The 14223-nt window shown below is 62.1% G+C and carries 15 protein-coding genes and 2 tRNA genes; 9 read left to right on the forward strand and 8 right to left on the reverse strand.

Annotation, left to right across the window (positions count from 1 at the left end):
* Positions 1-78: 78 nt before the first annotated feature.
* The 3 genes from HNQ95_RS20960 (at position 79) to HNQ95_RS20970 (ending at position 1748) form a co-directional block, all read left to right on the forward strand.
* Complete coding sequence (locus HNQ95_RS20960) at positions 79-630, forward strand: fasciclin domain-containing protein (RefSeq protein ID WP_154385911.1); 552 nt, start codon at positions 79-81, stop codon at positions 628-630.
* Positions 631-825: 195 nt separating this feature from the next.
* Positions 826-1323, forward strand: a complete 498-nt coding sequence (gene msrB, locus HNQ95_RS20965) for a peptide-methionine (R)-S-oxide reductase MsrB (RefSeq protein WP_067965617.1) — start codon at positions 826-828, stop codon at positions 1321-1323.
* 92 nt (positions 1324-1415) lie between these two features.
* Positions 1416-1748: an antibiotic biosynthesis monooxygenase family protein gene (locus HNQ95_RS20970; protein ID WP_182575136.1), complete on the forward strand. Its 333-nt coding sequence runs from the start codon at positions 1416-1418 to the stop codon at positions 1746-1748.
* Positions 1749-1786: 38 nt separating this feature from the next.
* On the opposite strand, the gene yihA is transcribed toward HNQ95_RS20970, so the two are convergent.
* The 5 genes from yihA to rpmH all read right to left on the reverse strand — a co-directional run bounded on the left by yihA (position 1787) and on the right by rpmH (position 5783).
* Positions 1787-2449: a ribosome biogenesis GTP-binding protein YihA/YsxC gene (yihA, locus tag HNQ95_RS20975; protein ID WP_067965613.1), complete on the reverse strand. Its 663-nt coding sequence runs from the start codon at positions 2447-2449 to the stop codon at positions 1787-1789.
* Entirely contained in the window at positions 2446-3084 is a 639-nt protein-coding gene (locus HNQ95_RS20980; RefSeq protein WP_067965610.1) for a CatB-related O-acetyltransferase, read from the reverse strand. Before HNQ95_RS20980 ends, yihA begins: the two co-directional genes overlap by 4 nt.
* Before the next feature lie 364 nt (positions 3085-3448).
* A complete protein-coding gene (gene yidC / locus HNQ95_RS20985; protein ID WP_067965608.1) occupies positions 3449-5254 on the reverse strand; it encodes a membrane protein insertase YidC in 1806 nt (601 codons plus the stop codon).
* 9 nt (positions 5255-5263) lie between these two features.
* Complete coding sequence (gene rnpA, locus HNQ95_RS20990; RefSeq protein WP_182575135.1) at positions 5264-5632, reverse strand: ribonuclease P protein component; 369 nt, start codon at positions 5630-5632, stop codon at positions 5264-5266.
* A 16-nt stretch (positions 5633-5648) separates the two neighbouring features.
* Entirely contained in the window at positions 5649-5783 is a 135-nt protein-coding gene (gene rpmH / locus HNQ95_RS20995) for a 50S ribosomal protein L34 (protein WP_008833937.1), read from the reverse strand.
* 355 nt (positions 5784-6138) lie between these two features.
* Here rpmH and HNQ95_RS21000 point away from each other — a divergent pair, with 355 nt between their 5' ends.
* The gene (locus HNQ95_RS21000) at positions 6139-7626 is read left to right on the forward strand and encodes a sensor histidine kinase (RefSeq protein WP_067965604.1); all 1488 of its coding nucleotides are present in this window, start codon (positions 6139-6141) and stop codon (positions 7624-7626) included.
* A gap of 111 nt (positions 7627-7737) precedes the next feature.
* Positions 7738-7814, forward strand: a tRNA-Arg gene (locus tag HNQ95_RS21005).
* A 261-nt stretch (positions 7815-8075) separates the two neighbouring features.
* Here the strand turns inward: HNQ95_RS21005 and HNQ95_RS21010 are convergent.
* Positions 8076-8675, reverse strand: a complete 600-nt coding sequence (locus HNQ95_RS21010; protein WP_182575134.1) for a hypothetical protein — start codon at positions 8673-8675, stop codon at positions 8076-8078.
* A 305-nt stretch (positions 8676-8980) separates the two neighbouring features.
* Between HNQ95_RS21010 and HNQ95_RS21015 the strand changes: the two genes are divergently transcribed.
* Both HNQ95_RS21015 and HNQ95_RS21020 read left to right on the forward strand, forming a co-directional pair.
* Positions 8981-9130, forward strand: a complete 150-nt coding sequence (locus HNQ95_RS21015) for a hypothetical protein (protein WP_154385906.1) — start codon at positions 8981-8983, stop codon at positions 9128-9130.
* Between the two features lie 60 nt (positions 9131-9190).
* A tRNA-Arg gene (locus HNQ95_RS21020) sits at positions 9191-9267 on the forward strand.
* Positions 9268-9359: 92 nt separating this feature from the next.
* Here the strand turns inward: HNQ95_RS21020 and HNQ95_RS21025 are convergent.
* On the reverse strand, positions 9360-9536 hold the full coding sequence (locus HNQ95_RS21025; RefSeq protein WP_182575133.1) for a hypothetical protein: 177 nt from the start codon (positions 9534-9536) through the stop codon (positions 9360-9362).
* A gap of 233 nt (positions 9537-9769) precedes the next feature.
* Here HNQ95_RS21025 and HNQ95_RS21030 point away from each other — a divergent pair, with 233 nt between their 5' ends.
* Positions 9770-10414, forward strand: a complete 645-nt coding sequence (locus HNQ95_RS21030) for a carbonic anhydrase (protein ID WP_067967126.1) — start codon at positions 9770-9772, stop codon at positions 10412-10414.
* Between the two features lie 111 nt (positions 10415-10525).
* Positions 10526-12007 carry an aldehyde dehydrogenase family protein gene (locus HNQ95_RS21035; protein WP_154386872.1) on the forward strand — a complete coding sequence of 494 codons (1482 nt, stop codon included), beginning with the start codon at positions 10526-10528 and terminating at the stop codon, positions 12005-12007.
* 70 nt (positions 12008-12077) lie between these two features.
* Here HNQ95_RS21035 and HNQ95_RS21040 read toward each other — a convergent pair whose 3' ends face one another.
* Positions 12078-13832: an ABC transporter ATP-binding protein gene (locus tag HNQ95_RS21040; RefSeq protein WP_067965598.1), complete on the reverse strand. Its 1755-nt coding sequence runs from the start codon at positions 13830-13832 to the stop codon at positions 12078-12080.
* Between the last annotated feature and the right edge of the window lie 391 nt (positions 13833-14223).

Below are 14223 nucleotides of genomic sequence, written 5' to 3' on the forward strand. Positions count from 1 at the left end.
GAAGGTGAAACTACCTGATCTCAAATCCGTAATTCCTTGTGCCTTTCCATTTAGGGAAACAACCCAAGGAGTTACATTATGCGTAAGATCTCTCTCGCTTTGCTCGCCGGTGCCTTTTCCGCTCTCGCCACCTTCGCCTATGCTGAAAACCCGATGGTTGGCGGCGCCGCGATGTTCGCCGATAAGAACATCGTCGAAAACGCGGCCAATTCGAAGGATCACACCACGCTCGTCGCTGCCGTCAAGGCAGCCGGCCTGGTCGAGACGCTGCAGGGCAAGGGCCCGTTCACCGTCTTTGCGCCGACCAATGAAGCTTTCGCCGCACTCCCGGCCGGCACGGTCGAAAACCTGCTCAAGCCTGAAAACAAGGATCAGTTGACCAAGATCCTGACCTGCCATGTCGTTGGCGCCAAGGCGATGGCCGCAGACATCAAGAAGATGGTCGATGACGACAAGGGCGCACACCCGGTCAAGACCGTTGGCGGCTGCACCTGGACCGCGAAATATGAAGGCGACAAGGTGACTGTAACCGACGAGAACGGCAATGTCGCCAATGTGACGATCGCCAATGTCGAGCAGTCGAACGGTGTCATCCATGTCATCGACAAGGTCCTGCTGCCCAAGATGTAAGCCCGGGGGGCAGCGTGGTTGTGCGACGCTGTCGCTCCCTGAGGCGCGCGCAATCGGCAAAGCGCCCCGCAACGGGTCACCGTTGCGGGGCGCGGCCTGTTGTGCGCAGGCTGGTCGGTTTTCGCGCCAAACCCTCAAGCCCTGTTGATTTGGCCGTGATGTGACGCCGGCCTATGGTCGGCTGGGAGAAATGCCATGGACCGCCGTACATTCCTGCTGGGCAGTGCCGCGATCGCCGTTCTTGCCGGCTTTGTCGTCTCGAGGCGATTGACCATCGCCGACCAGGCATTGGCTGAAAACTTCGAAGTCACCAAGACCGACGCCCAGTGGCGCGCGATCCTTTCTCCCGCCGCCTTTGCCGTGCTGCGCCAGGAGGATACCGAGCCGCCGGGGTCTAGCCCGCTGCTCAACGAGCACCGCAAAGGCACCTTCAACTGCGCCGGCTGTGACCTGGCCGCCTATTCGTCCGCTACCAAGTTCGATTCCGGCACCGGCTGGCCGAGCTTCTGGGATGCGCTCCCCAATTCGATCGGCACCAATGTCGATACCTCGCTGATGATGACCCGCACCGAAGTGCATTGCCGCCGCTGCGGCGGTCATTTCGGCCACATCTTCGACGACGGCCCGCCTCCGACCGGCAAGCGCCATTGCATCAATGGGCTGGCACTGACGTTCCGCCCTGTCGCGGCCTGACCTTTTCTCGAAAAATCCTCTTGACCTCAAGATATATTGAGGTTGCATCAATGCGCTCTCACGAAATCCCGAATGGAAAAAGGAGAGCGGAAATGATCCAGAATACAGAGAACGATCAGAACGGCCCGGTGGCGTTCGTCAACATCTTCACCCTGAAGCCGGGCAAGCTGGACGAGTTCATCGCCCTCCAGAAGATCAACCTGGACCGTTCGATAGGCAATGTGCCGGGCTGGCGCGGCAGCCGGCTGCACCGGGCGATCGACGGCGATACAGCGATCATGATCAGCACCTTCGATACGGTTGCCGATCACCAGCGGGTTCATCAGACGCAAGGCTTCGCCGAACACATCGCCAAGGTCGGGCCACTGATCGAAGGCGTGACGCCGGCCTACTACCAAGTCGTCCACGAAGTGACGCAGGCCTGAGGCCGGTTGCCTCAGGCAACATGCGACGGCGGCCGTGATCAGCCGCCGTTGACCACCAGCGCGATCGCCGCGCGCAGTTCGTCCAGGCCTTCGTTCTTCTCGGACGAGGTCGCAAGAACGGTCGGGAAGGCGGCGGCGCGTTTCTTGATCTTGAGCAATGTGTCTTCGATCAGCGGCTGCACGCCTGCGGCCTTGATCTTGTCAGTCTTGGTCAGGACGATCTGGTAGGAGATCGCGGCCTTGTCGAGCAGGGTCAAAACCTCCTCGTCGTTCTTCTTGATGCCGTGGCGGGAATCGATCAGCAGGTAGACGCGCTTGAGCGTCACCCGGCCGCGCAGATAGTCGAACACCAGCTTTGTCCAGGCGTCGACCTGTTCCTTCGGCGCCTGGGCGTAGCCGTAGCCGGGCATGTCGACCAGCGCCATCGGCGGCAGGTCGCCTGCCTCGCCGGAAAAGCCATCCGGGACGAAGTAATTGAGCTCCTGCGTGCGCCCCGGCGTGTTCGAGGTGCGGGCCAAGCCGCTGTGGCGAACCAGTGCGTTGATCAGCGACGACTTGCCGACATTCGAACGGCCGGCGAAGGCGATCTCCGGCGGCCCTTCCGGCGGCAGGAACTTCATGGACGGCACGCCGCGGATGAAAACCCACGGGCGCTTGAAGAGCTCGGCATCCACCGTGCGATTGGTCGTATGTTCGTTCAAGCCGCTGCCTCCAGCAGAGAAATATCCGAGCCGCGAATGGCCTTGAGGTTGCGGCCGATCTTGTCCACCGGCCAATCCCACCAGGCAATCGTCAGAAGCCGTTCGATGGTCTTGTCGTCGAAACGCTTCTTGACCACGACAGAAGGATTGCCGGCTACGATCGCATAAGGCGGTACGTGTCTGCTGACAACCGATTTCGCAGCAATGATTGCGCCGTGGCCGATATGAACCCCAGGCAGGATCACCGCTTCCATGCCAATCCAGACATCATTGCCGAGCACCGTGTCGCCGCGGACCTCCTGCTGCCAGGAGGCAAGGTCGAAGCCTTCCTCCCAGCCATGGCCGAAAATGTTGAACGGATAGGTCGAAAAGCCGGACATGGCGTGATTGGCGCCGTTCATGATGAAGCGCGCGCCTTCGGCGATCGCGCAGAACTTGCCGATGATCAGCTTGTCGCCGATGAAAGGGTAGTGGTGAAGCACGCATTTCTGCTGGAACAGATCGGGTCCGTCGGGATCGTCGTAGTAGGTGAAATCGCCTATCTCGATGTTTTCGGCGTCGACGAGCGACTTGAGGAAGCCGACGCGCCTGTGCATCGGGATCGGATGCTTGAGCGAAGGGTTAGGTCCATGCATGGCATTTCGTCCCCATTGATACGCCTCTCTACCAGTATAGCGCGATCCGCGACGAAGACATCGGGGGCGATGATCTCAAGGGAAATGGTTCTTGCGCAGATAAAGGGCCGACTTGTTCGACCGAGCTGCAAACCGGGGTTCTGCAAGGGCTTGCAGAACCCCGGCCTTTGCCGAGACGGTTCAATTCTGACCGGGGGGGATGGTCAGAGACCGCCACCCCGCAGGCTGATGCTTGAGAGGCATCGCTCAGCTACGCTGCCAGCTGGAAAAAAGTTTCAGCTCCCGGTTGAAGAAAAGTCAGGTTCCTCACAATGCAGAAAAGCCCCGGAGTGCGGGGCTTTTTCGTTTCGTCTGGGCTGTTCGGCTATTCGGCCGGTGTCGGTTTCTTCTTGAACAATGCCATCAGATTGTCCCAGAGCTCGATCTTGGCGCCCTGGCGCTTCATGATCACGCCCTGCTGCAGGATCGACAGCGAGTTGTTCCACGCCCAGTAGATGACGAGGCCCGCCGGGAACGATGCCAGCATGAAGGTGAACAGGATCGGCATCCAGGTGAAGATCATCGCCTGGGTTGGATCCGGAGGCGTCGGGTTCATGCGCATCTGCAGGAACATGGTGACACCCATGATCAGCGGCCAGACGCCGATCATCAGGAAGGCGGGAACGCCCCAGGGCAGCAGGCCGAACAGGTTGAACAGCGAGGTCGGATCCGGAGCGGCCAGGTCGTGGATCCAGCCGAAGAACGGTGCATGGCGCATTTCGATGGTGACGTAGAGCACCTTGTAGAGCGCGAAGAACACCGGGATCTGGATCAGCACCGGCCAGCAACCGGCCAGCGGGTTGATCTTCTCGGTCTTGTACAGCTCCATCATCGCCTGCTGCTGCTTCATCTTGTCATCCGCGTATTTCTCGCGGATTTCCAGCATCTTGGGCTGCACCATCTTCATGTTCGCCATCGACTTGTACGACTTGTTGGCGAGCGGGAAGAAGATGGCCTTGACGATGACGGTGGTGGCGAGGATCGCCAGACCGAAATTGCCGAGCAACTTGTAGAGCGTGTCGATAAGCCAGAACATCGGCTTGGTGATGAAGTAGAACCAGCCCCAGTCGATCAGAAGCTCGAACTGGCGGATCTGGCGGTCCGCTTCGTAAGCGTTGATCTTGGCCACTTCCTTGGCGCCAGCGAAGACCAGCGTCTCGACGGTCGCCGACTGACCCGCGGCGACCGTGATCGGATCGGTCATGAAGTCGGCCTGGTAGCGCGGGCGGCCGTCCTCGAAATAGGAGAAGCGCGGCTGGAACGGCTGCTTTCCAGAAGGCACCAGTGCGGCAGCCCAGTATTTGTCGGTGATGCCGAGCCAGCCGTCGGTCGACTTGCCAGGCAGAACCTGCTTGTCGTCCTCGATGGTGGCGTAGTTGATTTCCTGCAGGCCCTCGGTGCCGGTCACGCCGATCAGACCTTCGTGCAGCACGTAGGTCGAGGCATGCAACGGCTTGTCGAAGCGGGTGAGGCGGCCGTAATTGGACAGCGCGACGTCGGTGCTGCCGGCATTCGCCACCGTATCGGTCACCGTGAACATGTAGTTCTGGTCGACGGCGATGGTACGCTTGAAGGTCAGGCCCTTGTCGTTGGTGTAGGTCAGCGTGACAGGCGTTGCCGGTGTCAGCGTCGTATTGGGCTCGGCAGTCCAGACAGTGTCGGGACCCGGAACCGCGCCGGTCGCTTCGCTGCCGACGAAGCCGATTTCGCTGTAGAAGCCGGCTGGCAGCGCCTGCGGGTTCAAAAGCTCGATGACGGGTGAATTCGGTTCGACGGCGACGCGGTAGTGCTTGAGGCTGATGTCGTCGATGCGCGCGCCGGTCAGGTTGATCGAGCCCTTGAGGCTCGGCGTGTCGACCGGGATGCGGCCGGATGCTGCAAGCGCCTGGGCACGGTCGACAACGGCGACCTGGGTCGTCGGTGCGCCGGGGACACCGGCCTGCGGCGTCGCTGGCAAGCCGGCGCTGGTGCCGGGTGCCGTGCCTGCCGGCTGCTGCGCCACACGCTCGGCTTCGATGCGTGCGGCTTCGCGCTGCGATTCGACGCGCGGGTTCATGTAGAACACCTGCCAGAGCGTCAGGATCAGCACCGACAAGGCGATGGTGATGAAGAAGTTACGGTTGTTTTCCATCGAAAGCCCTTATCGCGTTCCGCGAATGCGCCGAGAAAGTTCGGCCGTTATCTGGCCGAAGGGGGCGGTGAGCACGTCTTCGCGCCCGACGATCACATAGTCTTTGCCGGCGGCCATGTCACCTGCGGCATGTGTACGAACGGCTTCCCGGAGGCGCCGCTTGACGCGATTGCGGACAACCGCGTTGCCGACTTTCTTGGTGACGGTGTAGCCGACCCGCGGCCCCGCACTGTCGTCGCGATCCAGAACCTCGACGAGAAAAAACCGCCCGCGCCGCTTGTCACCGCGGCGGACGACCAGAAACTGTTTTCTTTTCAGAAGCCGTTCGGGGCCGCGTCCATGCGGAGCAGACCCCTCTGGCTTGCCGTCAGCGGGCAAGGTTCCCGCCTATGGCTTAGGCGGAAAGCCGCTTGCGGCCGCGGTTGCGGCGAGCTGCGACGACGCCGCGACCACCCTTGGTTGCCATGCGAGCACGGAAACCATGACGGCGCTTACGGACGAGTTTGGACGGCTGATAGGTACGCTTCATTTGTTTTTACACCGCGGCGTGCGGCCCTTCTTGATTCTGTCACTTTGTAACAGGAGCTTGGCTCAGCTTGCTTCGACGCGATCAAAAACCGCGACGGAAGCGGGTCCCGAGCGTGTGCGGGCTTATAGAAAGAAGGTACCGCGAAGTCAATCCGCCCGTGCCGGCGCCACCGAAGGTTGATTCCTGCTGTCAGCAGCAGACAGGGGATAGCGTCCCGGCTCTGACATTTTGCAGTGCGGAATTTGCAACTGCGTTGTGATCACCTATCTTTGCCATAAAGGGGATGCAAGGCAGTTCGTGCTCATTTTAGTCCGAAGCGCATCATTCTCGCACTGGCCTCGCAGCAAAGAACAGCATGACTGAAGCAGCCGATACCGGTGTATTTCCCGGAAAACAGGCGGACCGTGCGGTTCCGCTTTCGCGCGGCCTGTCGGCCAAGCTGCTGCTGCTGACCATCGCTTTCGTACTCTTCGCTGAAGTGCTGTTCTTCCTGCCCTCTGTCGCAAGCTTCCGCATCCGCTGGCTCGAGGAGCGTCTGGCCACTGCCGCCGCCGTCGCCACGATCCTGGTACAGGGCGACCCGACCACACTTTCCCGCGCCGCCCAGAACGACGTGCTGGCGGCGATCGGCGCCAAGGCGATCGCCGTTCGCGATGGCGGCGTGTCCCGCCTGCTTGTCGTCGCCGACATGCCGCCCGAAGTCGACGAGCATATCGACATCGCCAAGGAAGGCGTGCTGGACTCGATGCCCGACGCCATCGACACGCTGCTGTTCGGCGGCAACCGCATGCTGCGCGTCTATGGCCGGGTCGGCGAGAGCGCCAAGGAGTTCGAGCTGGTCATCCCGGACTACCGGCTGCACCGCGCCATGCTCGCCAATGCGCGCTACATCGTCTTCGTCTCGCTGCTGATCTCGCTGTTCACCGCGGCACTCGTCTATGCCGCCATCGACCGCATCATGATCAGGCCCATCCGCACCATGACACGCTCGATGCTGACCTTCTCCGATGCCCCGGACAATCCCGCCGGTGTCATCGTTCCCGAAGCCCGCTCCGACGAGATCGGGCTGGCCGAGCGCGAACTGGCGGCGATGCAGACGCATCTGCAGCGGATGCTGCACGAACGGAAGCATCTCGCCGACCTTGGTCTTGCCGTATCGAAGATCAACCACGACATGCGCAACATCCTGGCCTCGGCACAGCTGATGTCCGACCGCTTGCGCATGGTCAAGGATCCTGCCGTGCAGGCTTTTGCGCCGAAGCTGCTCAGGACGCTCGACCGAGCGGTTGCCTATTCCGAGAACGTTCTGTCATACGGCCGCGCCCAGGAGCCGGCGCCGGCGCGCCGCCGCCTGCGGCTGAGCCAGCTGGTCGATGACGTGCACGGCCTGCTCGGCCTAGAGGCCGAGCAGGGCATCGAGTTCTTCAACGCGGTCGACACCGAATTCGAGATCGAGGCCGATCCCGACCAGTTGTTCAGGGTGTTGACCAACCTGTGCCGCAACGCCGTGCAGGCCATGGCCGGTGCTGCCGACAGCGCCATCGTCAATCGCCTGACCGTTTATGCCGAACGCGAGGGCAGCGTCAGCCGCATCTTGGTTGCCGATACGGGTCCCGGCCTGCCGCAAAAGGCGCGCGAGAACCTGTTTGCCGCCTTCCGCGGTTCGGCCCGCAGCGGCGGCACCGGGCTTGGCCTCGCCATCGCCTACGAGCTGGTGCGCGCCCATGGCGGCCAACTGGAGCTTGTCGAGAGCGCCGGCGGCCGCACCGTGTTCGCTGTCACCATCCCCGATCAGCCGGTTCGCCTCGATGAGGCGCGCCAGGGCATGCGCCGTCCGGCCTGATCAAAAAACTTTGCCGGCGGCGGCTTGCATTTCCCGATTCGAGCCGTTAGGTAGCGCCGGTCGCTGCAGTCGATTGACCGCAGCGTGTTGGCCGTTCACTCGGCCTGATGCGCGCCCGTAGCTCAGCTGGATAGAGCACCAGACTACGAATCTGGGGGTCAGAGGTTCGAATCCTTTCGGGCGCGCCATTTTCTCCTTGTGACAGCGCACGCCGTCATGGCTCAGGCCACAGCATCGAGGTCCACGACGCCGGACCTGGACTGAGTGGCGCTGCATTCGAGCAAACGCTGTTGCGCCGGGTGCTTGCGGAGGGGCGAGCGGACCGACCAACTCGAATTCGTTGCCAGTTGCGGCGTGCCCTACCTTCAGGGATGGATGTTCACCAAGGCGCTGCCACTGGGGCAGGCCATCGAGGTGACGCAGGGCACGACGCCGCGGCCGACTAAGAACTAGAGGCTGGTTGGAATGCGCTGCCCCTCCCAATCAGGCGGCCACCAGTCTCCGCGCAGGTGCTCGTAGTCGTCGTCGGTAATCCAGGTCAGCGGCTCCCCGCGCGTGTCCTCTGGGTCAATACGTTGTTTCAAGCCTTCGCATCGGCGCAATGCCCATTCCAGCATGGCCAGTGTATCGACCTCGCGGTCGCGAACGACCCTGCCTCGCCGGCAAGTGATGACCCGCTCGCGGGTGAACCACGATGACCAACCGTGGAAGCCCCACAGGAGCATCGGTCCTGTCGGGATGCGAAGGTGACCACTGAACCACTCGGCGCTTACTGGAAATCTGGTCGCTGGCACGAGCCGCAAAAACCAACTGCGCATAGCATCCGAGAGTGGCCGCTCCCGGTCACCATAGGTACTCAAGGCGACGAGGCACAACTTGCCATCGATAACATGCCAAGTGCCGACGTATTGACGATGACAATTCGTCGTCCATTCGTCGGGCGCGCTTATTCTGACCCGGCGGGAAGCAAGCAGGCGATAGAGCGGCAGGGCATGTAATAAATGCGGCTTGCCATCGATAAGTATCCGCTCGGGCATCTGTGATGTCATGGCCCTCCTCACGGTAGAGAAGTGTCGAGGCGGCAACCTCGAGATCGTGGCAGACTGCATGCAAGGGGCAACTCGATAATCATCTAATATTTTGATATCATGAGGTAAATTTCAGTTATCCCCTCCTTCCATTGGTGTCGGAATTTGTTGACCCTGTCCTTTGCTGAAGGAGGATTCGACGATGGAGGAGGTCGTGTTGGGTACCAGTTTCATCCTGACGAACTGGATGTCAGAGGCTGCGCCGCCATCGCGGCGAGGACATGCAAGGTACCGGCTCTGGCCGCGACAACGGAACAGGATTGTTCATGCGGCTGCTCACCGGCGGCATCGCCGCCGCCGATCGGCAACGTTTCGGCCTGCCGCCGGATCTCCCCTGGCGTCATCCGGCGCCGACAGCTTTTCCCAGAAAGTTTGAACAGGGCGGCTTGCAATTCGCCAAGTCAGCGGCTAGTTAGCGCCGGTCGCTGCGGTCGATTGATCGGAGCGTCCCGGCCGTTTCCTTGATGGCCTGTTGCGCGCCCGTAGCTCAGCTGGATAGAGCACCAGACTACGAATCTGGGGGTCAGAGGTTCGAATCCTTTCGGGCGCGCCATTCTCCTCACCAATGCAGTCAGGTCACTTCACTCGGCAGACTGGGCCTTGTCTATTGCCTGCTCGCCCTGAGGCATTTCGCCGGCCCGCCGGTCAGCTGACCGTATTTTCCTTCTTGTGCTCGCAGTCCCTGCCGCTGCCCTGGCCCCTCGGCTGCGGACAATTTTCGCCGCTGCATTCCTGGGCCTGGGCACGAATGATTGTTTTCGGCCCACCGGCGCTGGCGGCCAGAAGAATGGCGGTCGAGAAGGCGAAGAGGAGCAGGCGCATGACATCTCTCCTTGTGGCTGGGGCGGCAGAATGCCGGCTTGGTAGCCGGTCGGCGCGGCATGACCGAGGTCACGCGGCAATCAGGCTGCCGTAACGGCAGCATAGCGCACGTGGCATTGCGGTAAAGCCCGATCCGGCTGCCTGACGATAGGGAAACAATGCCGCAGGGCGGCGTTGCCTCGCGCTTGCATTTGCATTTGCCGCCACGGCAATTTTTGTTTAAGGCCAAGCTCATGTCGCACTTGCCCGAGACTCTGCTCGCCGGTTATCGCAACTTCATGAACGGTCGCTACGCGGCCGAGACGGACCGTTACAAGTCCCTGGCGCGCGAAGGCCAGTCGCCCGAGACCCTGGTCATTGCCTGCTGCGATTCTCGTGCCGCACCCGAAACCATCTTCGATTCTGGTCCGGGTGAGCTGTTCGTCGTCCGCAATGTTGCCAATCTCGTACCGCCTTATTCGCCGGATGGTGAGTTCCATTCGACCTCGGCGGCGCTCGAGTTCGCCGTGCAGGCGCTGAAAGTCAAGAACATCGTCGTCATGGGCCACGGCCGTTGCGGCGGTATCCGTGCAGCTCTCGACCCCAACATGGCGCCGCTGTCGCCCGGCGACTTCATTGGCAAGTGGATGAGCCTTGTGGCACCGGCCGCCGAGACCGTGACCGGCAACACGATGATGACCCAGGGCGAACGCCAGACGGCCCTCGAGCGCATCTCGATCCGCTACTCGATCGCCAATCTGCGCACCTTCCCGTGTGTGAAGATTCTGGAGCAGAAGGGCAAGCTGGAGCTGTTCGGCGCCTGGTTCGACATCTCGGCCGGCGAGTTGTGGGTCATGGATCGCGAAACCGGCGATTTCGAGCGCACCTCCATCGCCTGACCTTGGCCGCTGGCCTCATTTCAAAGACTTGAATGGCCTGACGTCTCCGGCCTAGCTTTGCACATGAGCCTTGGACGCCTGTTCCATGGCCGCGCGGCGAGGAGCCAAGCCATGACAACTGCCCAGCCCCGTCATTTGCTCGACGGCAGTCACCGTCGCATGTTCATCGGTGGCGCCTGGGTCGAGGCGGCGTCCGGGCAGACGATGGAAACGCGCAATCCTGCCAACGGCGTCGTAATCGCCACGGTGCCGCGCGCCGGCAAGAAGGATATCGAGCGCGCCGTCGCCGCCGCCCGCAATGCGTTTGATGGGCCGTGGAGCCGTTTCAAACCGCATGAACGGCAGAAACTTCTGCTCAGGATCGCCGAGCTGTTCGAGCGCCACTGGGAAGAGATCTGCGTTTCCGACACCACTGACATGGGCCTGCCCATCGCGCGTGCCCGGGGCAATGCCAACCGCGTCCTTGGCATGCTGCGCTATTATGCCGGCATGGCGACGGCGCTGCACGGCCAGACCATCGACAACTCGCTGCCGGGTGACATCGTCTCCTACACCCGCAAGGAGCCGATCGGGGTCGTTGGCGCCATCATCCCGTGGAACGCTCCGACCGCAGCGTCGGTCTGGAAGATCGGCCCGGCCTTGGCCACCGGTTGCACTGTTGTGCTGAAGCCGTCGGAGGAGGCGCCGCTGACCCCGCTTCTGATCGCCGAACTGATGGCCGAGGCTGGCGTCCCCGACGGCGTCGTCAACATCGTTACCGGCACCGGCACCGAGGCCGGCGCGCCGCTCGCCGAGCATATGGGCGTCGACAAGATCGTCTTTACCGGGTCGACGGCCACCGGCCAGAGCATTGTCCGCGCCTCGGCCGGCAACCTCAAGCGCGTGTCGCTTGAGCTCGGCGGCAAGTCGCCGGTAATCGTCTGCACTGATGCCGATCTCGAGCGCGCGGTGCCGGTTGCCGCCATGTCTGTCTTCGCCAATTCCGGCCAGATCTGCATCGCCGGCTCCAGGCTTTTTGTCGCGCGACAGATCCACGACGAGTTCGTCGCGCGGCTGGCCGCCTATGCAGCCGGCTTGCGCATCGGCAACGGCATCGACCCCGAGACCGAGATCGGCCCGCTGATTTCGCCCCGCCAGCTGCAGCGCGTCGAGGGCTATCTGCGCGCCGGTTCGGAGGAGGGCGCGCGGCTCGTCGTCGGTGGCACCAGGCTGTCGCAAGGCGCGCTGGCTGCAGGAAACTTCGTCGCCCCCACCGTCTTCGCCGGCGTCTCCGACACCATGCGCATTGCGCGCGAGGAGATTTTCGGACCGGTTATCTCGGCCCTGCCGTTCGACACACTCGACGAGGTGGTGCGGCGCGCCAACGACACTCCATACGGCCTCGCCGCCGGCGTTTTCACCCGCGACCTCTCCACTGCGCACCAGCTGTCACGACGGCTGCAGGCCGGCTCGGTATGGGTCAACACCTATCACGCGATCGACCCGGCGGTGCCGTTCGGCGGCTACAAGATGAGCGGCTACGGCCGCGAGGGCGGCACTGATCATCTCGACGAATACCTCAACACCAAGGGCGTGTTCATTCGTATCGATTGAGGGCGACCGCAACGAAAGAGTCGCGCCGGCTGCCGGGCGCGGCCTCTTTTTTCGGCTGTGTGCAGTCTATTCAGTCCATCAGCTGGAATTCGTAGAGCCTGCGATAGAGACCTTCGGCCTCGATCAGGTCGGCATGGCGACCCTGCTCGACGGCCTTGCCGTCCTGCATCACCACGATGTTGTCGGCCTGGTGAACAGTCGACAGGCGGTGCGCGATGGCAATCGTCGTGCGGCCGGATGAGAGTTTCTCCAGCGCCTCGCGGAACAGCGCTTCGGACTCGGCATCGAGTGCGCTGGTGGCTTCGTCGAGCAGCAGAACATTGGCATCGCGAAGAATTGCGCGGGCAATCGACAGGCGCTGCTTCTGGCCACCAGAGAGCAGGGCGCCGTTTTCGCCGACCTGCGTGTCATAGCCGCCCTTGAGCGCCATGATGAAGTCATGCGCGTTGGCCGCCTTGGCGGCTGCGATCACCTCTTCATCGCTGGCACCGTCGCGGCCAAGGCGGATGTTGTGCATGATCGTGCCGGAGAACAGGAACGTGTCCTGGCTGACATAGGCGATGCGGTCGCGGACCGAATGCAGTGTGGCATGGGCGATGTCCTGGCCGTCGAACAGCACCTGGCCGCTGCTGGGGTCGTACATGCGCATGATCAGGTTCATGATCGTTGACTTGCCGCTGCCCGACGGGCCGACCAGCGCCGTCATCTTGCCGGGCGGGAAGGTGAGGTCGAGATCGCGCAGCACCGGTTCGCCGTCGGCATAGGAAAAGCTGACGTCCTTGAGCTCGATCTTGCCGGAACCGGGCACGAGAGCCTCTGCGCCCGGCTTTTCCGCAAGCGTCAGCGGACGGTCGGTGAGTTCGAACATCATGCGCACGCCAACCAGACCCGCTTCCAGCGAGACACGGAAGCGGGCCAACCGCTTGGCCGGCTCGTAGGCCAGCAGAAGCGCGGTGATGAAGGACATGATGCTGCCCGGGGTTTGGCCGCCCTGGACGACTAGATAGCCGCTGACCAGCACGACGCCGGCGATGGCAAGGCCGGCAAGCGTCTCCATGATCGGGCTGGTACCGGCTTCGAGGGCCGCGATGGAGTTGGCGCGCCTTTCGACGTCGGAGACGGCGCGATGCATGCGGACTCGCATCGTCGCTTCCAGGTTGAACGACTTGACGATCCTGACGCCGATGGTCGTTTCCTGCATCACCTGCACGATCTGGGCCAGCGACATGAATTCGGCCTCCATGATCTTGCGCACGCGGCGCAGGATCAGGTTGACGCCGAAGATGGCGATCGGCCCGACGATGAAGGCGACCAGCGACAGCACCGGCTGCTGGTAGACCATCACGGCTATGAGGCCGATCAGCGAAAACAGGTCGCGCACGAACGAGGTGACGATGACGTCGAGCACAACGCGCGCCGCCTGCGCATTGTGCGTGACGCGGGTGATCAGGTCGGCCGAAGGGATCGAATGGTAGAAGGAAATGCCCTGCGCCAGGATGCGGTCATAGATCTTGCGCTGGCGGTCGGCGATAATCGAGTTGCCGACGCGGCTCAGGAAAAATGCCTGCACGAAGGTCGCGACACCCTTGAGGATGAAGATCCCCGCAACCATCGCCGCGATCATGTAGACGCGGTTGATATCCTTGCCGATGACGAATTCGTTGGTGATGTCCTGCATGATCCAGGCGCTGGCTGCCGTCATGGCGGCCACCACAAGCATCGCAACGATGGCGATGCCGTAGCCAAGCGCATGCTGGCGGAACGACTCCCTGACCAGTCTCCAGATCAGGAGATGATTCTGCGACGGACGAAAAAATCGAGGCAAATCAATAAGTCCTTTGGGCGCTAATCCCCCGCGCCGGCCTGTATAAAGCAGCTCTCCGCGAAGGGGAACTGTCGTTGATCTTAGGCTCCGGGCTTACTGTCGCAGCATCCATGGCCCAGTGGACAGCCGGCTACCGCAGATTGCCGCTTCCGGCGATTTCGCATACCGTTGACCAAACGATAAAAAGTCGCCTTCGCCAAAAAAGACCAAAACCAGCCAGAGGTGGATCGTATGCACAGCAGCTCCAAAAATTCAGGCATTTCCAGACGCAGGTTGATCAAAGCCGCGGGCGCTTCTGACCTGCCACTGAACTGTCATCCATTGGCGATTAGAGCCTCGGCCGTTTTTGTTACGCCCTGAGGCGCGGTGAAAGCAACCGGCGGAGGCGCGG

The sequence above is a fragment of the Aminobacter ciceronei genome (genome assembly GCF_014138625.1).
Classification (GTDB): Bacteria; Pseudomonadota; Alphaproteobacteria; order Rhizobiales; family Rhizobiaceae; genus Aminobacter; species Aminobacter ciceronei.

Bases quoted from the DNA above. Each gene is read 5' to 3' on its own strand.
- HNQ95_RS20960 (WP_154385911.1), top strand. From the start codon at position 79: ATGCGTAAGATCTCTCTCGCTTTGCTCGCCGGTGCCTTTTCCGCTCTC.
- msrB (WP_067965617.1), top strand. From the start codon at position 826: ATGGACCGCCGTACATTCCTGCTGGGCAGTGCCGCGATCGCCGTTCTT.
- HNQ95_RS20970 (WP_182575136.1), top strand. From the start codon at position 1,416: ATGATCCAGAATACAGAGAACGATCAGAACGGCCCGGTGGCGTTCGTC.
- HNQ95_RS20980 (WP_067965610.1), bottom strand. From the start codon at position 3,084: ATGCATGGACCTAACCCTTCGCTCAAGCATCCGATCCCGATGCACAGG.
- yidC (WP_067965608.1), bottom strand. From the start codon at position 5,254: ATGGAAAACAACCGTAACTTCTTCATCACCATCGCCTTGTCGGTGCTG.
- rpmH (WP_008833937.1), bottom strand. From the start codon at position 5,783: ATGAAGCGTACCTATCAGCCGTCCAAACTCGTCCGTAAGCGCCGTCAT.
- HNQ95_RS21000 (WP_067965604.1), top strand. From the start codon at position 6,139: ATGACTGAAGCAGCCGATACCGGTGTATTTCCCGGAAAACAGGCGGAC.
- HNQ95_RS21010 (WP_182575134.1), bottom strand. From the start codon at position 8,675: ATGACATCACAGATGCCCGAGCGGATACTTATCGATGGCAAGCCGCAT.
- HNQ95_RS21015 (WP_154385906.1), top strand. From the start codon at position 8,981: ATGCGGCTGCTCACCGGCGGCATCGCCGCCGCCGATCGGCAACGTTTC.
- HNQ95_RS21025 (WP_182575133.1), bottom strand. From the start codon at position 9,536: ATGCGCCTGCTCCTCTTCGCCTTCTCGACCGCCATTCTTCTGGCCGCC.
- HNQ95_RS21030 (WP_067967126.1), top strand. From the start codon at position 9,770: ATGTCGCACTTGCCCGAGACTCTGCTCGCCGGTTATCGCAACTTCATG.
- HNQ95_RS21035 (WP_154386872.1), top strand. From the start codon at position 10,526: ATGACAACTGCCCAGCCCCGTCATTTGCTCGACGGCAGTCACCGTCGC.